This is a genomic window from Curtobacterium sp. UNCCL17 (assembly GCF_000686685.1).
Taxonomy (GTDB): Bacteria; Actinomycetota; Actinomycetes; order Actinomycetales; family Microbacteriaceae; genus Curtobacterium; species Curtobacterium flaccumfaciens.
In genome coordinates this window covers 517140-537211 of record NZ_KK366002.1, presented here as the reverse complement: position 1 = coordinate 537211, position 20072 = coordinate 517140, and the positions used below count along the sequence as shown (strand labels likewise).

At 70.1% G+C, this 20072-nt stretch carries 18 protein-coding genes and 1 tRNA gene; 11 read left to right on the top strand and 8 right to left on the bottom strand.

Translation table 11 applies throughout. The annotated features are described in order from the left end of the window. Positions 1 to 8: 8 nt before the first annotated feature. The 3 genes from BR70_RS0116430 to gabT form a co-directional block, all read right to left on the bottom strand. Positions 9 to 1379: a flavin monoamine oxidase family protein gene (locus BR70_RS0116430; protein ID WP_027466940.1), complete on the bottom strand. Its 1371-nt coding sequence runs from the start codon at positions 1377 to 1379 to the stop codon at positions 9 to 11. Then, positions 1376 to 2863, bottom strand: a complete 1488-nt coding sequence (locus tag BR70_RS21450) for an NAD-dependent succinate-semialdehyde dehydrogenase (RefSeq protein ID WP_155896947.1) — start codon at positions 2861 to 2863, stop codon at positions 1376 to 1378. Before BR70_RS21450 ends, BR70_RS0116430 begins: the two co-directional genes overlap by 4 nt. Positions 2864 to 2931: 68 nt before the next feature. Further along, the gene (gabT, locus tag BR70_RS0116420; protein WP_027466939.1) at positions 2932 to 4293 is read right to left on the bottom strand and encodes a 4-aminobutyrate--2-oxoglutarate transaminase; all 1362 of its coding nucleotides are present in this window, start codon (positions 4291 to 4293) and stop codon (positions 2932 to 2934) included. Between the two features lie 92 nt (positions 4294 to 4385). Between gabT and BR70_RS0116415 the strand changes: the two genes are divergently transcribed. Both BR70_RS0116415 and BR70_RS0116410 read left to right on the top strand, forming a co-directional pair. Beyond that, the gene (locus BR70_RS0116415; protein WP_027466938.1) at positions 4386 to 5921 is read left to right on the top strand and encodes a PucR family transcriptional regulator; all 1536 of its coding nucleotides are present in this window, start codon (positions 4386 to 4388) and stop codon (positions 5919 to 5921) included. Between the two features lie 20 nt (positions 5922 to 5941). Beyond that, entirely contained in the window at positions 5942 to 6559 is a 618-nt protein-coding gene (locus BR70_RS0116410) for a TetR/AcrR family transcriptional regulator (protein WP_027466937.1), read from the top strand. Here BR70_RS0116410 and BR70_RS0116405 read toward each other — a convergent pair. Next, positions 6542 to 7228, bottom strand: coding sequence for an NUDIX domain-containing protein (locus BR70_RS0116405; protein WP_027466936.1), 687 nt, complete (start codon positions 7226 to 7228; stop codon positions 6542 to 6544). The genes BR70_RS0116410 and BR70_RS0116405 overlap by 18 nt on opposite strands. Before the next feature lie 90 nt (positions 7229 to 7318). On the opposite strand from BR70_RS0116405, the gene BR70_RS0116400 reads away from it, so the two are divergent. Further along, positions 7319 to 7798: a hypothetical protein gene (locus BR70_RS0116400; RefSeq protein ID WP_027466935.1), complete on the top strand. Its 480-nt coding sequence runs from the start codon at positions 7319 to 7321 to the stop codon at positions 7796 to 7798. A 75-nt stretch (positions 7799 to 7873) separates the two neighbouring features. Here BR70_RS0116400 and BR70_RS0116395 read toward each other — a convergent pair. Continuing rightward, a tRNA-Leu gene (locus BR70_RS0116395) sits at positions 7874 to 7960 on the bottom strand. An 86-nt stretch (positions 7961 to 8046) separates the two neighbouring features. Here BR70_RS0116395 and BR70_RS0116390 point away from each other — a divergent pair. From BR70_RS0116390 to pknB, 7 genes are all read left to right on the top strand, one after another. After that, positions 8047 to 8727 (top strand): FhaA domain-containing protein, encoded by a 681-nt coding sequence (locus BR70_RS0116390; protein ID WP_027466934.1) that lies wholly within the window; start codon positions 8047 to 8049, stop codon positions 8725 to 8727. Beyond that, the gene (locus BR70_RS0116385) at positions 8724 to 9275 is read left to right on the top strand and encodes an FHA domain-containing protein FhaB/FipA (RefSeq protein ID WP_027466933.1); all 552 of its coding nucleotides are present in this window, start codon (positions 8724 to 8726) and stop codon (positions 9273 to 9275) included. Before BR70_RS0116390 ends, BR70_RS0116385 begins: the two co-directional genes overlap by 4 nt. 6 nt (positions 9276 to 9281) lie before the next feature. Next, positions 9282 to 10634: a Stp1/IreP family PP2C-type Ser/Thr phosphatase gene (locus BR70_RS0116380; protein ID WP_027466932.1), complete on the top strand. Its 1353-nt coding sequence runs from the start codon at positions 9282 to 9284 to the stop codon at positions 10632 to 10634. Next, positions 10631 to 12064 carry an FtsW/RodA/SpoVE family cell cycle protein gene (locus tag BR70_RS0116375; RefSeq protein ID WP_027466931.1) on the top strand — a complete coding sequence of 478 codons (1434 nt, stop codon included), beginning with the start codon at positions 10631 to 10633 and terminating at the stop codon, positions 12062 to 12064. Before BR70_RS0116380 ends, BR70_RS0116375 begins: the two co-directional genes overlap by 4 nt. Beyond that, on the top strand, positions 12061 to 13515 hold the full coding sequence (locus BR70_RS0116370; protein WP_027466930.1) for a peptidoglycan D,D-transpeptidase FtsI family protein: 1455 nt from the start codon (positions 12061 to 12063) through the stop codon (positions 13513 to 13515). The genes BR70_RS0116375 and BR70_RS0116370 overlap by 4 nt, the downstream gene beginning before the upstream one ends. Then, positions 13512 to 15260 carry a serine/threonine-protein kinase gene (locus BR70_RS0116365; RefSeq protein ID WP_027466929.1) on the top strand — a complete coding sequence of 583 codons (1749 nt, stop codon included), beginning with the start codon at positions 13512 to 13514 and terminating at the stop codon, positions 15258 to 15260. Before BR70_RS0116370 ends, BR70_RS0116365 begins: the two co-directional genes overlap by 4 nt. Positions 15261 to 15381: 121 nt before the next feature. Then, the gene (gene pknB, locus BR70_RS0116360; RefSeq protein ID WP_027466928.1) at positions 15382 to 17184 is read left to right on the top strand and encodes a Stk1 family PASTA domain-containing Ser/Thr kinase; all 1803 of its coding nucleotides are present in this window, start codon (positions 15382 to 15384) and stop codon (positions 17182 to 17184) included. An 80-nt stretch (positions 17185 to 17264) separates the two neighbouring features. On the opposite strand, the gene BR70_RS0116355 is transcribed toward pknB, so the two are convergent. After that, the gene (locus BR70_RS0116355; protein ID WP_027466927.1) at positions 17265 to 17909 is read right to left on the bottom strand and encodes an anthranilate synthase component II; all 645 of its coding nucleotides are present in this window, start codon (positions 17907 to 17909) and stop codon (positions 17265 to 17267) included. Positions 17910 to 17990: 81 nt separating this feature from the next. Between BR70_RS0116355 and BR70_RS0116350 the strand changes: the two genes are divergently transcribed. After that, positions 17991 to 18245, top strand: a complete 255-nt coding sequence (locus BR70_RS0116350) for a cell division protein CrgA (protein WP_027466926.1) — start codon at positions 17991 to 17993, stop codon at positions 18243 to 18245. 349 nt (positions 18246 to 18594) lie between these two features. Here the strand turns inward: BR70_RS0116350 and BR70_RS0116345 are convergent, their stop codons facing one another. Continuing rightward, positions 18595 to 19449 carry a rhomboid family intramembrane serine protease gene (locus BR70_RS0116345; protein WP_027466925.1) on the bottom strand — a complete coding sequence of 285 codons (855 nt, stop codon included), beginning with the start codon at positions 19447 to 19449 and terminating at the stop codon, positions 18595 to 18597. Positions 19450 to 19456: 7 nt separating this feature from the next. Further along, positions 19457 to 19996, bottom strand: a complete 540-nt coding sequence (locus tag BR70_RS0116340; RefSeq protein WP_027466924.1) for a peptidylprolyl isomerase — start codon at positions 19994 to 19996, stop codon at positions 19457 to 19459. Between the last annotated feature and the right edge of the window lie 76 nt (positions 19997 to 20072).

Sequence of the window (20072 nt, the reverse complement as noted above, 5' to 3'; positions counted from 1 at the left end):
CGAGGTGATTACCGTGCCGCAGTGGGCTGTGGAACGACCGCCAGGATCTCCTCGGCGACCTCGCGCCCGATGCGTACGGCACCGTCGACGTGCTGGTAGCCCTGCCCGGCCAGGTCGCTCGAGGCGAACCGGATCGGACCGACCGCGGCGCGCTGGTCGGCGCCGTAGCGGACGAGCCCGCCCAGGTCGAAGCTCGCCGCGTAGGCGCCGCGCGTCCACTCCTCGGTGCCCCAGTCGCTCTCGTAGTAGACGACGGGCGACAGGGCCTCGTCGCCGTAGTAGTGCGCCAGCGAGGCGAGCACCCGGGCCCGGCGTTCCTCGGTCGACAGCGCGAACAGGTCGTCCGCGTGCTGGTCGGAGACGAACCCGACGAGGGTCCCCTGCTCGGAACCGTGCGAGGTGTTGTCGTACGCCTCGTGCACGACCTCGTACGGGCTGAACGCGGTGCCGGACAGGCCCGCCGCACGCCAGAAGGGACGGTCGTAGACGGCGTGCACCTTGATCACGAAGCCCATCGACAGGTGCTGGTGCAGCTGGTGCTGGCGTCGGGGCAGCGGCGGCTCGTACGAGATCCGCGAGTACAGGGGCGGCGGCACCGCGACGAGTGCCTGTCGGGCGTGCACCTCGATGCCGCCGTCGGCGAGCGCGACGACCCCCTCGTCGCCCCACCGCAGCGTCCGGACCGGCGCGTTCAGGTGCACGTCGTCGCCAAGACGCTCGGCGAGCCGCTCGGACACCTGCTGCATGCCGCCGACGACCCGCTTGTCGAGGATGAAGTCGGCGTCGACCAGGTTGGTGAAGCTCCCGGCGGACGCCGCCATCAGCAGGGCCTGCAGCGCCGAGAACGCGTGCGCGGGCTTCGTGAGCATGGCACCGGCGATGAACAGCTCGACGTTGTCGGTCGCGACCCGGTCCGGGCTGAGGTCGTGCAGCCAGGCGCGGAACGAGACCTCGTCGAGGGCGGCCGCGTCCGGGGTCTCCCAGGGGCGGGCCGGGTCGACCTTCGCGACGTACTCGTCGACGACGGCGACGAGCCGTTCGATCTCGTTCGCCGTGGCCTCGGGCAGGGGGAAGATGTCGCCGGTGTACTCGGTCCGGGTGCCGTCGGCGTCGACGTAGACGCTGGAGCCCTCGCGGTACCGGTCGTACGTCTGCAGGCCGAGCTCGTCGAGGGTCTCGAGCAGTGCGGTCTGGTCGGGCGAGACCCACTGCCCGCCGATCTCCAGCGTCACCCCGTCGATGTCGTTCGTCCAGGTGCGGCCCCCCACGCGGTCGCGGGCCTCGAGCACGGCGACCCGCAGGCCGGCGGCCCGCAGGCGGTTCGCGGCGGTGAGACCGGCGACACCGGCTCCGATGACGACGACGTCCTTCTCGATCATCGAGCTGCTCCCTGTGCGGTCGTGGTGCTGTCGGCGTGCCGGAACGGGTCCGGGGTGAGCGTGTACATGGTCTCGAGGTACTCGGCGATGCCCTCGCCGCCGCCCTCGCGACCGAGGCCGGACTGCTTCACGCCGCCGAACGGGGCCGAGGCGTTCGACACGACCCCGGTGTTCAGCCCCAGCATGCCGGTCTCGAGCCGCTCCATCAGGCGCTGCCCGCGTGCCGGGTCCTCGGTGAACGCGTAGCCGACCAGACCGTACTCGGTGTCGTTCGCGGCGGCCACGGCCTCGTCCTCGGAGCGGAACGTGCGGATGGCGAGCACCGGCCCGAAGATCTCGTCGTCGAGGATCGCGCTGCCGGGTCGCACGTCGGTCAGGACGGTCGGTGCGTAGAAGGTGCCGGGCCCGTCGACCGGGTGTCCGCCGGTCCGGAGCGTCGCCCCGCGCTCGACCGCGTCGGTGACCAGGCGGTGCGCCTTGTCCACGGCTCGGGCGTCGATGAGCGGCCCGATGGCCACGCCGTCCTCGGTCCCCCGGCCGACCCGCATCGCGGCGACCCGCTCGGTGACCCGGCGGGTGAACTCGTCGGCGACGTCCTCGTGCACCAGGAACCGGTTCGCGGCGGTGCAGGCCTGGCCGGTGTTCCGGAACTTCGCGGCGAGCGCGCCCTCCACCGCCAGGTCGAGGTCGGCGTCGGCGAACACCAGGAACGGGGCGTTGCCGCCGAGTTCCATGCTCGTCCGGAGCACGTTCTGTGCCGCCTGGCCGAGCAGTGTGCGTCCGACCGGCGTGGAACCCGTGAAGGACAGCTTGCGTAGGCGGCGGTCGGCGATCACGGGCGCGGAGACGTCGGCGGCCCGGGTGGTCGGGACGACGTTGACGACGCCGGCGGGCACACCCGCCTCGACGAGCAGGTCGGCGAACAGCAGGGTGGTCAGCGGCGTCAGTTCGGCCGGCTTCACGACGACGGTGCAGCCTGCGGCGAGCGCCGGTGCGATCTTGCGGGTCGCCATCGCCAACGGGAAGTTCCACGGCGTGATCAGGAACGCGGGTCCGACGGGCTTGTGCGAGACGGTGGCGCGGCCGGTCCCCTCGGGGTTGGTGCCGTACGAACCACCGTTCCGGACCGCTTCCTCCGAGAACCAGCGGAGGAACTCGCCGCCGTACGCGACCTCGCCGCGGGCCTCGGCCAGGGGCTTGCCCATCTCCAGCGTCATCAGGAGCGCGAACTCCTCGCGTCGCTCCTGCAGCAGGTCGAAGGCGCGGCGCAGCACCTCGGCGCGCTGCCGCGGGGGCGTGGTCGCCCAGCCGTGCCGTGCGGCGACGGCAGCGTCGAGCGCCTTCCGGCCGTCCTCGGGCGAGGCGTCGGCGATGTGCAGGAGTGTTTCGCCGGTCGCAGGGTCGACGACGGCGAAGGTACCGCCGTCGGCCGCCGGCTGCCAGACACCGTCGACCAGGAGGCCCGTGGGGACGCGGTCGAGCACCGCCTGTTCGGCGGCTGGTCCGGTGGCGTCGGGGACGCTGGGCCACGCTGTGGCGGGGATCGTCGCGCTCACGACGCGGCCAGCCCGTCGAGGACGACGGTCAGGCCGTCGCGGAGCAGGTCGTCGTCGATCGACAGCGGCGGCAGGAAGCGCACGACGTTGCCGTACGTGCCGGCCGTGAGGGCGATGACGCCGTGCTCGAACGCGTGCTGCACCACCCGTCCGGTGAGCCCGGGGTCGGGATCACCGGTGGCGGGGTCGACGAGCTCCATCGCGACCATCGCACCGCGGCCGCGGACGTCGCCGATGCGGGGGTCGTCGGCCTGCGCGCTGCGCACGGCGTCGAGCAGGACCGCACCGATGGCTCCGGCGCGCTCGACGAGTCCGTCGTGCTCGAAGGCGTCGATGGCCGCGAGGGCCGCGGCGCAGGCGATCGGGTTGCCGCCGTACGTCCCGCCGAGGCCGCCGACGTGGGCGGAGTCCATGATCGCCGCACGCCCGGTCACACCGGACAACGGGAGTCCGCCGGCCATGCCCTTCGCGGTCGTGACGACGTCGGGCACGATCCCCTCGTGCTCGCTGGCGAACATCGCGCCGGTGCGGGCGAACCCGGTCTGCACCTCGTCGGCGATGAACACGACGCCGTTGGCGGTGGCCCACTCGGACAGTGCGGTGAGGAACCCAGGTGCCGGGACGACGAAGCCGCCCTCGCCCTGGATCGGTTCGATCAGGACCGCGGCGGTGTTCAGAGCCCCGACCTGCTTCTCGATCTGGCTGATCGCACGCTTCGCCGCCTCGGGCCCCGACAGCCCGTCGTGGAACGGGTACGACATCGGGACGCGGTAGACCTCGGGTGCGAACGGTCCGAAGCCGTTCTTGTAGGGCTGGTTCTTCGCGGTCAGCGCCATCGTCAGGTTCGTGCGGCCGTGGTACGCGTGGTCGAAGACGACGACAGCCTGCCGACCGGTGTGCTTCCGGGCGATCTTGACGGCGTTCTCGACGGCCTCGGCCCCGGAGTTGAACAGCGCCGTCCGCTTCTCGTGGTCGCCGGGGGTCAGACGGTTGAGTGCCTCGGCGACGGCGACGTACCCGTCGTAGGCGGCGATGGTGAAGCACGTGTGCGTGAAGGCGGCGACCTGCTCGGTGACCGCAGCGACCACACCGGGGTGGGCGTTGCCGACCGACGTCACGGCGATCCCGGACCCGAGGTCGACGAACGAGTTGCCGTCGGCGTCGACCACGACGCCGCCACCGGCCGCGACGACGGCGATGGGCACGGCGACGCCGACCCCGGCCGCGACGGCACCGGCCTTCCGGGCGAGCAGCTCCTGCGATCGCGGGCCGGGGACTGCGGTGACGAGCCGTCGTTCCTGGGGCAGCGAGGGGCCGCCGGTGGTCGCTCGGGTCGCGGACGCTGCGGTGGAGGACATGCCGCGATGGTAGGAGCCACCACCGCGCACTCGTACTGTCCACGGCGTACATCGGCCCCCGGCCAGATCGACCCGGTGGATAGGGTGACCGCATGCCCGCAACGCTGCGCTCCCTGCTGCACCGGCGTGAACTCCACCTGCGCCCGCTCACCGACGCGGACGAGCACGCCCTCGATGCCCCGCTGTCCTGGCTGCACAGCTCGGACCTCGAGGACCCGACGCCGTTCCTCGCCGAAGGACAGGGACTGCTCACGACCGGCACGCAGTTCGGCGCCGAGGCCGAGGTGCGCGACGACGTCGCCGAGGCCTACGTCCGGCGGCTCGTCGACGGCGGTGTCGTGGCGCTCGGGTTCGGCACCGAGGTGGTCCGGGCCGGCACCCCCGACGCCCTGGTCGCCGCCTGCACCCGGAACGGACTGCCGCTGTTCGAGGTGCCCTACGAGACCTCCTTCATCGCGGTCGCGCAGGCCAACGCCGAAGCGGTCGCGCGGGACGCCAACGCACGCGGTGCCTGGGCCCTCGCGGCGCAGCGGGCCATCTCGCTCGCCGCGATGCGACCGGACGGACTCGGTGCGACCATCGCCGAGCTGTCCCGGCAGCTCGACGGGTGGGTCGGCCTGTTCGACGTCTCCGGGCGGCTCGACCGCGGACACCCCGCCGACGGGCTGCCCGCTGCCGACCTCGAACTCCTGCGGACCGAGGCGCTGCGGCTGCTGCGCTCCGGGCAGCGGGCGAGCCTGCCGGTCGCCACGGACCGGGGCGTCGGGTACACCCTGCAGACGCTCGGCAGCGGCGGGCACCTGAGCGGCGTGCTCGCGATCGCGAACGGCGGAGCCCTCGACCGGGCCGGACGCGAGGTCGTCACGGCCGTGATCGCCCTGGCCGGCCTCGCCCTGCAGCAGAACCGCGAGCTCGCCCGTGCCCGCGGACTCCTGCGCACCGGACTCCTCACGATGCTGTCCGTCGGCGAACCCGAGGTGGTGCAGGCGACGTCACGCGAGGTGTGGGGGCCGCTGCCCGCCGAACCCGTCCGGATCGCGGCCGTCGACGTCCCCGACCACGACCTCGACACCGTGGTGGACCTGCTCGAACTGTGGGTGCAGGACCGTCCGGGGCACCTGTTCTTCGCGGTCGACGACGCCCTGTTCCTCTGCGTGAACGCGGACGACACCGGGATCGTCGGTGAACTCGTCGACCGCTTCGACCTGCGCGCCGGCCTGTCCGACGGCGCCGCGTACCGGTCGTTCGGGCGCGCCCGCACCGAGGCCGTGCAGGCGCTCGACCGACGCCGTGAAGGACGCCCGGGCACCACCGAGTTCGGCGACCTCGCCCGAGAGGGGGTGCTCGCCCACCTCGCCCACGTCGACGTGGACGCCGGTGCCGTCGCCCGCGCGTTCCTCGCCCCGTTGCTCGACCACGACCGCACGGCCGGCACCGAGCTCACGGGCACCGTCCGGACCTGGCTGCAGGAGAACTGCGAGTACGACCGCACCGCACGGGTCCTCGGCATCCACCGGCACACCGCCCGCGCCCGGGTGGAGCACGCCGGTCGGCTCCTCGACCGTGACCTCTCCGTCTTCTCGACCCGGGCCGACCTCTGGGCAGCCTTCGTGGTCGAGGGCGCGTGACGCGCGGATACGGTGGGACGATGCCGTCGACACCGGCCCGCCGGCGCCTGAGCCCGGCCGAACGCGGAGCCCAGATCACGGCGGCCGCCGTCGACCTGGCGCGTGCCGAGGGCCTCGCGGCGGTGACGCTCCGCGGGGTCGCCGCCGTGATCGGGGTCGCGCCCTCGCTCGTCGCCCACTACCGCCCGAGCATGGAGGACCTGGTCGGCGAGACGTTCCGCACCGTCGCGGTGGCCGAGGTCGCCGAGGTCCGCGCGATCGTCGCCGCTGCGCCCGACCCCGTCTCCGGCCTCCGCACCCTGCTCGACTGCATCGCCGATCCCGCCCGCGACGACGTCGCCACCCTGTGGGCCGACGCGTGGAGCATCGGCCGCACGAACGCGGCACTGGCGACTGCGGCACGGGACGTCATGGACGACTGGCAGCTCCTCGCGACCACGGTCGTCGGCGACGGGGTGCGCGCGGGCGTACTGCACATCGACGACCCGGACGGCGTCGGACGCCTGCTCTTCGCGCTCGTCGACGCCACCAACGGGTACGCCCTGGTCGACTACCTCGACCGGCCGACCCGCGAGGGCCTGGTCCGCACGACGATCGCGCGAGCGGTGGGCCTGGACGGGTCAGCCCTGTCGGGGTGACACCCGCCGCAGCGCCACCCACTGCAGCAGCATGATCGTCTTGCCGTCGGCGATCCGACCGTCCGCCACCATCGCGAGCGCCTCGTCGAGCTGCACCTCGAGCACCTCGATGTCCTCGCCCTCGTCCTCCACGCCGCCACCGGCCTCGACCCGGTCGGCCGGGGTGTACGCGCCGAGGTAGAAGTGGACCCGTTCGGTGACCGAACCGGGGCTCATGAACACGTCGCCCAGGTGCTCGAGCGCACCGAGCCGGATGCCGAGCTCCTCGACCGCTTCACGCCGCACCGCGGTCTCGGGGTCGTCCTCGTCGAGCAGTCCCGCCGCGGCCTCGATCAACATGCCGTCCGGGTGTCCGTTCACGTACGCCGGCCACCGGAACTGCCGCGTGAGCAGGACGGTGCCGCGCTCGGCGTCGTACGGCAGGACCGTCGCACCGTTGCCGCGGTCGTAGGTCTCGCGCTGCTGCCGGTCCCACCGACCGTCACGGCGCCGGACGTCGAGGGTCGTGCGGCGGAGCACGTGCCAGCCGTTCGACACCACCTCGACGTCCCGCACGACGACGTCGGGGTTGCGGTCGAGGGCACGGCCCACGGCGTCGAGTCCGATGCGACCGCGGTCGTCGGGGACGTCGACACCGGGACGGGGAGCGGTCGTGCGTTCGTCGGTCACCCGGTCACCGTAGCGGGGCACCTCGGCAGGACTCCGTCCGCTCGGTACGCTCGACGTGCCGCACCAGGGAGCGGCAGAGGGCGGTGCAGCATGACCAGGACGTTCATCCTCCGACGACCGGACCGACCGCAGGTGGTCACCGTGTCCTTCGTGCTGTGGCTGGTGTGGGTGGCAGCCTGCGTCGTCGCCACCGTGCTCCAGTTCTTCGCGACGGACGCCGCGGTCGGCCAGGCACCGGTCCTCGCCGGGATCGTCGCCCTGGCGCTCTGGGCCCTGGTGACGTGGGCGGTGTTCCGGATGGCCGGAGGCTCCCGCGTCGCGCGCATCGTGCTCGTCGTCGTCGCGGCCTTCCGCGCGGTCCTGAGCCTGACCGGCGGCGAACTCGCGGTCCTGACGATCGCGCTGTCGGTCGTCGCCGCGATCCTGCTCTTCCTGCCCAGCGCGCGCCCGTTCTTCGCCTCGCGGCAAGGACGGAGAGCCGACCACGGGTTCGATGGGACCGGCGTGTCGGGGCCGAGCCGTGCCTCCAGGCCGGATGCCGACCACACGACGGACGCCGACCGGGCCTGACAGCCGCGAACCGCGGACGACTCCGAGGAAACAGGAAAGGCCCCGGATTCCTCCGGGGCCTTTCCTGTTTTCGCCTGGTGCGCGAGGGGGGACTTGAACCCCCACGCCGTTTCCAGCACACGGACCTGAACCGTGCGCGTCTACCAATTCCGCCACTCGCGCCAGCCCCGAAACACTACCACGCACAGACGGGTGTCAACGCCAACCACTACCATGCAGTGGTTGACGACCGACGACACGGGAGACGCATGGGCCTGCTGGACAACTTCGAGCGAGGGTTGGAACGCGCCGTCAACGGCGCGTTCGCGAAGACCTTCCGCTCCGGGGTGCAGCCCGTCGAGATCTCGAGCGCCCTGCGGCGCGAGCTCGACACGAAGGCTGCAGTGGTCTCCCGCGAGCGCATCCTCGTGCCGAACGAGTTCACCGTGCGTCTGGCACCGCCGGACTTCACGCGCATGAACGACGTCGGTCGCCCGCTCATCGACGAACTGACCCAGATGGTGCACCAACACGCCGTCGCGCAGAACTACTCGTTCTCCGGCCCGGTCACCATCCGGGTCCAGCAGGACGGCACGCTCTCGACGGGCATCCTGCAGGTCGACTCCACCACCGTGCAGCGCGACGTGGCCTGGATCCCGGTGCTCGACATCGGCTCGCAGCGACACCGACTGCACCGCGGGCGCACGGTGATCGGGCGCGGCAGCGACGCCGACATCACCATCGCGGACACCGGGACGAGCCGGAAGCACGTCGAGGTGCTGTGGGACGGCAAGCACGCCCAGGCCACCGATCTCGGCTCCACGAACGGCTCGAAGCTGAACGGTCAGCACTTCCAGCAGGCGATCGTCGAGCCGGACTCCACCATCGAGATCGGTCGTACCCGTATGGTGTTCCGGGTGATCCCGGAGAACGACGGAGGTGCTCGATGACCACAGGCCTGACCCTGCTCGTCCTGCGCTTCGCGTTCCTCGCGGTGCTCTGGCTGTTCGTGTTCGTGATCGTGTTCGCCCTGCGCAGCGATCTCTTCGGCCAGCGCGTCCGCACGATCCCGACCGATCCCAAGTCGGCGCCGTCCGGACCGAGCACCCCCACCGTCCCGGCTGCGGCGGCCCCCGGCCCCGCCTCGAGCGGTGCGTTCACCGACGTGATCGGGCAACCCGGCGGTGCGCAACGGCCCGCCTCGCCGGCCGCGTCCCGCCTGGTCATCACCGAGGGTGCACGCGAGGGCATGGAGATGCCCCTGGGTGGCGGCCCCATCACGATCGGACGTTCGAGCGAGTCGAACGTCGTGATCCGTGACGACTACACCTCGACCAACCACGCCCGCCTCGACCTCCGCGCCGACGGCTGGCTCCTCACCGACCTCGAGTCCACGAACGGCACCTTCGTCAACGGTCAGAAGGTGAGCACTCCCGTCCTCGTGGCAGAGGGCACGCCCATCACGATCGGGACGACGACGTTCGAGCTGCGGCGGTAACCCGGCATGACCGCTCGCACGCTGAGCGCCGCTGTGTCCCACGTGGGGCGCATCCGCGCGAACAACCAGGACTCCGGCTACGCCGGGGCGCACCTGTTCGCGGTGGCGGACGGCATGGGCGGCCACGCCGGCGGTGACGTCGCCTCGGCGATCGCGATCCGGCGCATCCGCGAGGTCGACCGCGAGTTCCCGTCGGCGCACGACGCCGAGTTCGCGCTGCAGTCGGCACTCATCGCGGCGAACCAGCTGATCACCGAGACAGTGTTCGAGCACCAGGAGCTCACCGGCATGGGCACCACGGTGTCCGCGATGATCCGCGTCGGCGAACAGATCGCGATCGCGCACATCGGTGACTCCCGCATCTACCGTCACCGCGACGGCGAGCTGCAGCAGATCACGTCCGACCACACCTTCGTCCAGCGGCTCGTCGACAGCGGCCGGATCACGCCGGAGGAAGCCGCGGTCCACCCGCGTCGCTCCGTGCTGATGCGCGTGCTCGGTGACGTCGACGCCGCACCCGAGGTCGACACGGCGATCATGGACATCCAGCCGGGCGACCGCTGGCTGCTCTGCTCCGACGGCCTGTCCTCGTACCTGGCCGAAGAGCGCATCCGTCACGCCCTGGCCTCGAACATGGACGCCAACCAGGTCACGCAGCGCCTGGTGAAGGAGACGCTCGACCACGGCGCCCCCGACAACGTCACCGTCGTGGTGATGGACGTCACGGACACCGAACCCGAGGACGACGACGACGCGGCCACCACGGTCGGCTCCGCTGCGGCACCGCTCACCTTCGAGGCGTCGACCGGCCGCAAGCCGATCCGCCTCCCCACGATCCTGCTGCACCCGCTCAAGGTCACCACCGCGCCCGAGGACTCGCACTTCGAGCCCGAGTCCGACCAGTTCTTCGCCGAGCTCATCGCCGAGGACCGCCGACGCCGCATCCGCCGTCGGGTTTCCTGGACCGTCGCGCTCGTGGTCGCGGTCGCCGTGCTCGTCGGCGCGGTGTTCATCGGCTGGCGGATCACGCAGGACCACTACTACGTCGGCACCGACCGCGGCACCGTCGCGATCTACAAGGGCGTGCAGCAGTCGATCGGGCCGTTGGCCTTGTCCGACGTGTACGAGGACAGCGACATCACGGTCTCGTCGCTGCCGGACTACACCCGCGAGAACGTCCGCTCGACGATCAACGCGCAGTCACTCTCCGACGCCCGTGACATCGTCGAGCGCCTGCGCAAGGCCGCCGCGACCGGTGAGGACCAGGCCGGCACCGGTGGGGACGGCGACGCCAGCTCGTCCCCGTCGCCCTCGCCGACCCGCTCGCCGTCGCCGAGCCCCACGCGGAGCCCGCGATGAGCAACGCCACGGCCGCCCAGTCCTTCACCCAGGCGATCACGATCAAGCTCCGGGAGCCCGCACGCGCGCGGAACCTCGAGCTCTTCCTGCTCGTCATCGCGTGCGGCATCTGCGCGGGTGCGATGGTGCTCGTGCAGCTCGGCACCAAGGGCCGGCTGTTCGACCAGTCGGTGCTCTGGGTCGGCGGCGGCATCCTCGGCCTCGCGCTGGTCATGCACGTGGTGCTGCGGGTCGTCGCCAAGAACGCCGACCCGTTCATCCTGCCGATCGCGCTCGTCCTGAACGGCATCGGCATCGCCGAGATCTACCGCATCGACGTCCACAACGGCCTGTCCGGCTGGGACGCCATCGGCGTGAAGCAGATCGTCTGGACGATGCTCGCGATGGTCCTGGCGATCATCACGCTGGTCGCCGTCCGGAACCACCGATTCCTGCAGCGGTACCGCTACATCTTCATGGCGCTGACGATCGTCCTGCTGCTCCTGCCGATGCTGCCGGGCATCGGCACGAACATCGGTGGCGCGCGGGTCTGGATCAAGATCGGCCCGTTCTCGTTCCAGCCCGGTGAACTCGCGAAGATCACCATGGCGCTGTTCTTCGCCGGGTACCTCGTCACCGCCCGCGACTCGCTGTCGATCGTCGGCAAGAAGTTCCTCGGCATGACGTTCCCGCGTGCCCGTGACCTCGGTCCGATCCTGGTGATGTGGGGCGCCGCGATGGCCGTCCTCGTGTTCCAGCGCGACCTCGGCACCGCCCTGCTGTACTTCGGCCTGTTCCTCGTGATGATCTACGTCGCCACGGCACGCATCAGCTGGGTCGCGATCGGTCTCACGCTGTTCATCGGTGGTGCCCTCGTCGCGCAGAGCGTCCTGGAGTACGTGCGCGGCCGCTTCGAACAGTGGCTCGACCCGTTCAACCAAGAGGTCTTCAGCCGCGACACCCAGGCGAGCTACCAGCTCGTGCAGGGCCTGTTCGGGTTCGCGAACGGCGGGATCACCGGAACCGGGCTCGGGCAGGGCAGGCCGTACATCACGCCGGTCGCCAACGCCGACTACATCGTCGCGTCGCTCGGTGAGGAGCTCGGCCTGATCGGCGTCTTCGCGATCCTCGCCCTCTTCATCGTGTTCGCATCGCGCGGCATCCGCGTCGGGTTCATGGCGCAGGACGACTTCGGCAAGCTGCTCGGTGTCGGCTTCGGCTTCATCATCGCCCTGCAGGTGTTCGTGGTCGTCGGCGGCATCACCCGGATCATCCCGGTGACGGGCCTGACGACGCCCTTCATGGCCGCCGGTGGTTCGTCCCTCATCGCCAACTGGATCATCGCCGCGATGCTGCTGCGCCTGACCGACTCGATCCCCGCCGAACAGCGTGTCCAGCAGGGCGCGCTGCCCGCCGCGAGCGGGCGGACCAGGAAGGAGCGTCGTCGATGAACCGACAGCTCCGCGGTGTCTCGACCGTCATCGTGCTCATGTTCGTCGCACTCTTCGTGTCGACGACGTCGATCCAGTTCTTCGCAGCCGACTCGTTGCGCGCCGACTCCCGGAACTCCCGAACCATCTTGGACAGTTACTCGACGAAGCGGGGCGCGATCCTCGTCGACGGCAGCCCGATCGCCGAGTCGACCCCGGTGGACGACCAGTACCAGTACCAGCGGAAGTACACCAACGGCGACCTGTACTCGGCGGTGACCGGGTACTTCACGATCGGGCAGGGCAACACCGGCATCGAGAGCGCGGAGAACACCGTGCTGTCGGGCAACTCCGACGCCTCGTTCTTCCAGAACCTCAACTCGATCCTCACCGGCCAGGACGTCCAGGGCGACAACGTCAACCTGACCATCGACCCCGACGTGCAACAGGCCGCGTACGACGCACTCGGCACCAACAGCGGTGCCGTCGTCGCGATCCAGCCGAAGACCGGCAAGATCCTCGCGATGGTCTCGAAGCCGAGCTACGACCCGAACTCGCTCACCTCGCACGACACGGCCGAGGTCAAGCGGCAGTACGACGCCCTGCTCGGCGCCGACACCGCCCCGTTGCAGAACCGCGCCATCGGCGGTGACCTGTACACACCCGGGTCGGTGTTCAAGCTCGTGGTGGCCTCCGCGGCACTCGAGGGCGGCAAGTACAACCTCGACTCCACGTTCCCGAACCCGTCGCGACTGCAGCTGCCCGGGACGAGCTCGTACATCAACAACGCCGAGGGTGGCACCTGCGGCGGTGGCGACAAGGTCAAACTCCGCACGGCCATCCAGTACTCGTGCAACATCCCCTTCGCCGAACTCGGCCAGAAGCTCGGGTACGACGCGATCAAGAGCATGGCCGACAAGTACGGCTTCGGCGACGCGATCGAGGTCCCGATGGCTGCCACCGCGAGCCAGTACCCCGACGTCGACTCGACGGCCCAGCTCATGCTGAGCGCCTTCGGCCAGGCCAGCGTCCGGGTCTCCCCGCTGCAGATGGCGATGGTGTCGGCCGGCATCGCGAACGGCGGCAAGGTCATGCAGCCGTCGCTCATCGACTCGATCACCACGAGCGACCTGAAGACGGTCGAGTCCTTCTCCCCGAAGCAGTACAGTGATCCGCTGTCACCCTCCGAGTCCGCTGACCTCACCGAGGCCATGCAGAGCGTCGTGAACGCGGGGACCGGTACCAATGCCAAGATCGACGGTGTCGACGTCGCCGGCAAGACCGGCACGGCCGAAGGTGGCACCGGCGATCCCTACACGCTCTGGTTCACGGGGTTCGCCCCCGCGAAGGACCCGGAGGTCGCCGTGGCGGTCGTCGTCGGCAACGGCGGCGGGCTCGGGCAGTCCGGAGTCGGCAACACGGTCGCGGCCCCGGTCGCGAAGAAAGTCATGGAGGCGGTGCTGAACAAATGAGACCCACCAGCGGACTCACCTTCGGTGGGCGGTACCAGCTCTCCTCCCGGGTCGCCATCGGCGGCATGGGCGAGGTGTGGCAGGCGACCGACCTCGTCATCGGCCGAACCGTCGCACTCAAGATCCTCAAGGACGAGTACCTCGGTGACCCCGGCTTCCTCGAGCGCTTCCGCGCCGAGGCCCGGCACGCTGCCCTCGTCAACCACGAGGGCATCGCCAACGTCTTCGACTACGGCGAGGAGGACGGCAGCGCCTACCTCGTGATGGAGCTCGTCCCCGGCGAGGCCCTGTCGACCATGATCGAGCGCGAGCACACGCTCCCGGTCGACAAGGTGCTCGACATCGTCGCGCAGACCGCGAACGCCCTGCAGGCCGCGCACGCGGTCGGCCTGGTGCACCGCGACATCAAGCCCGGCAACCTGCTCATCACGCCCGACGGGCGCGTCAAGATCACCGACTTCGGCATCGCCCGCATCGCCGACCAGGTCCCGCTCACCGCGACCGGTCAGGTGATGGGCACGGTGCAGTACCTGTCGCCCGAGCAGGCGAGCGGCCACCCCGCCTCACCGTCGACCGACATCTACTCGCTCGGCATCGTCGCGTACGAGGCCCTGGCGGGTCGTCGTCCGTTCACCGGTGAGTCGCAGGTCGCGATCGCGATGGCACACATCAACGAGCAGCCGCCGCCGCTGCCCGGGGACATCCCGGAGCCCGTCTCGGCCCTGGTCATCTCGTGCATCGCGAAGAAGCCCGCCGACCGTCCCGCGACGGCCGCCAACCTCGCCCGTGCCGCACAGGCGCTCCGTCGTGGTGACGTGGCCGCAGCCACCGTGGCCGTCCCCGCGATCGCGCAGAACGGCACCGTCGCGTTCAACCCGCCGCAGGGCCAGGGGAACGACGCCGCGACCGCACTCATCGGCACCCAGGCCGGCGCGGTGGCCGGCGGCCCGGGCACCCCCGGTTCGCCCGTCTCCGACGATTCCGACGAGCCGAAGAAGAAGCGCGCCTGGATCTGGTGGGTCGTCGGTGTCGTCGTCGTGCTCGCCATCGCAGCCGTCATCGGAGCCTTCGCCCTGAACGGTGCAGGCGACCCGGAGCCCGCTCCGACGAAGAGCTCGAGTTCTCCGAAACCGAGCCGGACCCCGACGCCGACGCCGACCCCCACGCCCTCACCGAGCAGGGTGACGGTGTCCCTGGCGGACTACACCGGCGTGCAGGCGACGGAGGCCCAGGCGCGCCTGCAGCAGCTCGGGCTCGAGGCGACGATCGTCGACGGCGACCCGGCTGCCAACGCCGGTCAGGTCGGCACGGTGCAGTCACTCGACCCCACCGGCAACCTCGAACCCGGCACGCTCGTGACCATCAAGGCGTACACCGCGGTGCCGACCGTCACGACCGCACCCGATGCCCCGACCGCCGGGACGGTCTCGTCGGACGGCAAGGTGACGTTCTCGTGGAACGCCTTCACGGCGTGCCCGGCCGGCCACTCCTTGAGCGGGTACAACTACACGATCAACAACGGCACCGACGGGAAGAACCAGTCCACCGGCACCGTGACCACGACCTCGATCGAGGTCACCGGCGCCGAACCGGGCACGATCTCGCTCTCGTACACGGCGAAGTGCGGCGACCTGACCTCGCCGAGCTCGTCCACCACGAGCGCCACGTGGGAGGCCACCGACGAGCCGACCACCGACCCGACCGAGGGCAACAACCCCAGCCAGGGTCCGCAGGACCCGAACTGAACGCCCCCCGGACGGGGACTGTCGACACCGTTCGGTAACGGTTCGGTCGAGCGCGCGGTGACCAGCCTCCCACCAGGTGGGGCTGCCGTACACTAGCCCGGACCGACAGACGGAGGAGTACGTGCCAGAAGGTGTGACCGCGGGGATCACGCTCCTCGCGAATCGCTACGAGATCGGTGACGTCATCGGTCGAGGCGGCATGGCGACCGTGCACCTCGGCAACGACACCCGCCTCGGCCGGAAGGTCGCGGTGAAGCTCCTCAAGCCGAGCCTCGCGAACGACCCGGTCTTCCGCACGCGGTTCCGCCAGGAAGCCCAGGCCGCTGCGCGCATGGCACACCCGACCGTCGTCCGCGTCTACGACGCCGGCGAAGAGACGGTGTCCGAGCCGTCAGGTGCCGAGGTGCAGGTCCCCTTCATCGTGATGGAGTACGTCGAGGGGCGGCCGCTCTCCGACATCATCGCCGAGGGTGCCGTCGCCCCGGACGAGGCCGTTCGCATCACCGAGGGCATCCTCACGGCGCTCGAGTACTCGCACCGGGCGGGCGTCGTGCACCGCGACATCAAGCCGGCCAACGTGATGGTCACGCACAGCGGCCAGGTCAAGGTCATGGACTTCGGCATCGCGCGAGCCATCACCGACACCTCGGCCACGGTCGCGCAGACCACGTCGATCCTCGGTACCGCGTCGTACTTCTCCCCGGAGCAGGCCCGCGGCGAGACCGTGGACGCCCGGACCGACCTGTACTCGACCGGCGTCGTGCTCTTCGAGCTCCTCACCGGTCGCGCGCCGTTCCTCGGTGACACCCCGGTCGCGGTCGCGTACCAGCACGTCAGCGAGCAGCCCGTTGCGCCGTCCACCATCACCCCCGCGGTCTCCCCGGCGCTCGACGCGGTCACACTCCACGCCCTCGTCAAGGACCGCACCCGCCGGTTCCAGAACGCCGCCGAGTTCCGCTCGGATCTGCAGCAGGCCGCAGCCGGGCACGTCCCGGCATCGACGAAGAAGCTGCAGCAGAACGCCGCGAACGACGCCTCGACGGTGTTGTTCGGGGTCGATCCGCGCATGACCTCGAACGCCGCGTCGGCCTTCCGCGAGCTCGACGACGACACCGCCGAACACCGTCCGCAGCGCACGCAGAACCGCCCGCCCGTCGCGTGGATCTGGGTCGGTGTCCTGCTGACGGTCGCCGTCGTCGTCGGGGTCGTCTTCTTCGTGGCGAACCTGCAGCCCGGCAAGCCGCCGGTGTCGTCCTCGGTCTCGGTGCCGAACGTCGCCGGGTTGTCCTACGACGCCGCCGCCGCCGCGTTGGAGAGGCGCGACCTGAAGGCGGTCCAGGTCGAGGAGAACTCCGACGACGTCGACAAGGGGACGGTCATCCGCACCGACCCCGGCTCAGGGATCAACGTCGGACGCAGCCAGAGCGTGAACGTCATCGTGTCCTCGGGTCCGGAACCCGTTGCCATCCCCGAGCTGAGCGGCCAGTCACAGGCAGCAGCACAGCAGGCGTTGGACAGTGCGGGCTTCACGCTCGGCGCCATCACGTCCGGGTACTCGCCCGATGTCCCCTCCGGCACCGTGATGAGCTCCGACCCGGCGTCAGGCTCGATCCAGACCAAGGGCTCCGCGGTGAACCTCACGGTCTCCAACGGCAAGGTGCAGCTGCCGAACGTGACGAACCAGCCGTACACCGAAGCCAAGGCGTCCCTCGAGCAACTCGGATTGACGGTCGCTCCGGCGCCGTCGAACTCGTGCACGGGCGGCCTGGTCACCCAGCAGAGCACCCCGCAGGGCGACATCGCCCAGGGCAGCACCGTCACCTTGGCCTACTGCGCGGCACCGAACGAGCCGGCGAAGAACCCGACCCCGAGCGGCGACAAGGGCGACCGCGGCGGTGACGGTGACGGTGACGACGGACGCTGATCCGTCCGCCGCGCCCGCGACCGGTCAGACGGCAGCGCCCCGAGCGTGATCGCCAGGTCCGCGTACGGCGGACAGGTGCGTCAGGCGCGGTGCGTGGCGATGAGTGGCCCGAGGTCAGCGGCGCGCGCAGCGGCTCCGGTCAGGCCGGTGGTCTCGAGCCAGTTGCCGACCATGCGGTAGCCGCCCTGGGTCAGGACCGACTCCGGGTGGAACTGCACGCCGAACACGGGGTGCGCACGGTGCTGGACGCCCATGATGACCCCGCCCTCGGTGCGCGCGGTGACGGTGAGCTCGTCGGGGACGGTGCCGTCGACGATGGCGAGCGAGTGGTACCGCGTGGCCGTGAAGGGGTGCGGGACACCGGCGAAGAGCGCGCTGTCGTCGTGGTCGACCTCGGAGGTCTTGCCGTGCATGAGCTCCTCGGCGTGCGTCACCGTGGCGCCGAGGGCCTCAGCGATGGCCTGGTGCCCCAGGCAGACACCCAGCAGGGGGGTCTCGGCAGCGATGGCCGCGTGCACCGTGGGGATCGAGACGCCCGCAGCCGCTGGCGTTCCCGGACCCGGGGACAGGAGCACGCCGTCGTACTCGGCGATCCGGTCGGCGATCTCGGACTCGGGGAAGGCATCGTTGCGCACGACGTCGGTCTCGGCGCCGAGTTGCTGCACGTACCCGTTGAGCGTGTAGACGAAGCTGTCGTAGTTGTCGACGACGAGGATCCTGGTCATGGCGGTTCACCGTACTCGTGGGGGATGTGTGCGGCGGTCCGCGGGCCGATCCACACACGTGGTCACGGTAGGATACCGGCCATGGCCAAGGACAAGGACCGCACCAAGCCCGCCCGGACGACCCGAGCTGACTCGGTCGACACCGCGGGGGACGCCCCGAACCCGGTGTGGTTCAAGCCGGTCATGTTCGGCTTCATGCTCATCGGTCTGGTGTGGGTGATCGTCTTCTACATCTCGAACGCCACGCTGCCGGTTCCGAGCCTCGGCTCGTGGAACATCGTGATCGGCTTCGGCATCATGTTCGTCGGCTTCCTCATGACCACCCGGTGGCGCTGACCCCCGGCCCGCTGTTCTCTCGACGCCCGTCGCACCGCAAGGTGCGGCGGGCGTCGTCGTTCTCCACAAGGTCGGGCACCAGAGGAACGCAGATCCTCGATGATCCGGCCGTTCTCCACACATTTCCCCACTCTCCACACGGTCATCCACACCCGCACCCCGGAGTTATCCACAGCTGAGTCCACAGTGGGGATAATCACACTGGTGTAACTCACCGACTTCTCCACACCTGTGGATAACTTCCGGCGACGCTGTGGAGAGCTGTGGAGGAGCAGGAGCGGGTGCCCTGGGAACGACGAACGCCCCGCCGCAGTGCGACGGGGCGTTCGAGGGTGGTGCTGCCGACGTGTCAGCCGACCGTGACGGCGTACCCGACTGCAGTGAGGGCGAGGCCGAGCACCGCCGCAGCGACGATCAACGCGATCTGCAACGGACGCTTCCGGATGTTCCGCGTCTGCGCGAAGACGAAGCCCATCACGAAGCCCCCGATGATCCCGCCGACGTGCGCCTGCCACGAGATGTTGGTCCCGGGCAGGAACCCGATCACCAGGTTCAGCCCGATGATCACGAGGAGTTGCACGGCGTTGTTCCCCAGGCTGCGCTGCAGCACGAAGAACGCGGCGAAGAGACCGAAGATGGCGCCGGACGCTCCGACGACCCAGGTGCCCGGAGCGAGGAACGTCACGAGCATCGACCCGAAGATCCCGGTGATGAAGTACAGCGCCAGGAACCGCCAGGCACCGAGCATGTTCTCGAGCATCCGACCGAAAATCCACAGCGCCCACATGTTGAACAGGATGTGGAAGATGCCCGAGTGCACGAACAGGACCGTCACCACGCGCCAGGGCTGGGTCGGGAACAACAGCGAGTTGTAGGCGAACAGGTTCGAGAAGAACCCACCGCTCACCTGATCGAGCAGCCAGATGGCGACCGTGACGGCCACGATGACGACCGTGGCCTTCTGGTCGAGCATGGCGAAGCGCCGCCGAGCGACCGTGAACCCACTCGGGGCTCCGGACGCTCGGCGGTTCGCTGCGAACTGTGCGCGCTGCTCACGCACGCACTCCGGGCAGTGCACCCCGACCGCCGCCGGCGTCTGGCACTCCGGGCAGATCGTCCGCCCACAGCGCTGGCAGAGGACGAAGCTCTGCCGGTCCGGATGCCGGTAGCAGGTGTTGTTCGGGTTGTACGCCTGGTCGGTCACGTGAGGGTCAGACGCCTTCGACGTCGATGCTCTGGATGACGACGTCCTCGACGGGCTTGTCGCGACCGTCGGTCGGAACACCCTCGATCGCGTCGACGACCGCGCGGGACTCGTCGTCGGCGACCTCACCGAAGATGGTGTGCTTGCCCTGCAGCCACGGCGTCGCCACCGTGGTGATGAAGAACTGCGAGCCGTTGGTGCCGCGGCCGCCCTGGATGCCGGCGTTCGCCATGGCGAAGATGTAGGGGTTCTGGAACGTGAGCTCCGGGGAGATCTCGTCGTCGAAGCGGTAACCCGGGCCACCGATGCCCTGGCCGAGCGGGTCGCCGCCCTGGATCATGAAGTCCTTGATGATGCGGTGGAAGATCACGCCGTCGTAGAGCTTGTCGGTCGAGACCTTGCCCGTGCCGGGGTGGGTCCACTCCTGCTGGCCCGTGGCGAGGTCGACGAAGTTCTTGACGGTCTTCGGTGCGTGGTTGCCGAACAGGTTGACGCGGATGTCGCCCTTGTTGGTGTGGATCGTTGCGACAGCGGTGTGCAGAGACATGTTCCGATTCTCGCATGTACTCCTGACCGCGGACGGATTGCACAGCTGCGGTTCCGTGACCTGTCAGGCAGTGTGG

What these genes read in the sequence shown, in the direction of transcription:
- BR70_RS0116430 (WP_027466940.1), bottom strand. Translation starts at nt 1,379, where the DNA reads ATGATCGAGAAGGACGTCGTCGTCATCGGAGCCGGTGTCGCCGGTCTC.
- gabT (WP_027466939.1), bottom strand. Translation starts at nt 4,293, where the DNA reads ATGTCCTCCACCGCAGCGTCCGCGACCCGAGCGACCACCGGCGGCCCC.
- BR70_RS0116415 (WP_027466938.1), top strand. Translation starts at nt 4,386, where the DNA reads ATGCCCGCAACGCTGCGCTCCCTGCTGCACCGGCGTGAACTCCACCTG.
- BR70_RS0116410 (WP_027466937.1), top strand. Translation starts at nt 5,942, where the DNA reads ATGCCGTCGACACCGGCCCGCCGGCGCCTGAGCCCGGCCGAACGCGGA.
- BR70_RS0116400 (WP_027466935.1), top strand. Translation starts at nt 7,319, where the DNA reads ATGACCAGGACGTTCATCCTCCGACGACCGGACCGACCGCAGGTGGTC.
- BR70_RS0116390 (WP_027466934.1), top strand. Translation starts at nt 8,047, where the DNA reads ATGGGCCTGCTGGACAACTTCGAGCGAGGGTTGGAACGCGCCGTCAAC.
- BR70_RS0116385 (WP_027466933.1), top strand. Translation starts at nt 8,724, where the DNA reads ATGACCACAGGCCTGACCCTGCTCGTCCTGCGCTTCGCGTTCCTCGCG.
- BR70_RS0116380 (WP_027466932.1), top strand. Translation starts at nt 9,282, where the DNA reads ATGACCGCTCGCACGCTGAGCGCCGCTGTGTCCCACGTGGGGCGCATC.
- BR70_RS0116375 (WP_027466931.1), top strand. Translation starts at nt 10,631, where the DNA reads ATGAGCAACGCCACGGCCGCCCAGTCCTTCACCCAGGCGATCACGATC.
- BR70_RS0116370 (WP_027466930.1), top strand. Translation starts at nt 12,061, where the DNA reads ATGAACCGACAGCTCCGCGGTGTCTCGACCGTCATCGTGCTCATGTTC.
- BR70_RS0116365 (WP_027466929.1), top strand. Translation starts at nt 13,512, where the DNA reads ATGAGACCCACCAGCGGACTCACCTTCGGTGGGCGGTACCAGCTCTCC.
- BR70_RS0116355 (WP_027466927.1), bottom strand. Translation starts at nt 17,909, where the DNA reads ATGACCAGGATCCTCGTCGTCGACAACTACGACAGCTTCGTCTACACG.
- BR70_RS0116350 (WP_027466926.1), top strand. Translation starts at nt 17,991, where the DNA reads ATGGCCAAGGACAAGGACCGCACCAAGCCCGCCCGGACGACCCGAGCT.
- BR70_RS0116340 (WP_027466924.1), bottom strand. Translation starts at nt 19,996, where the DNA reads ATGTCTCTGCACACCGCTGTCGCAACGATCCACACCAACAAGGGCGAC.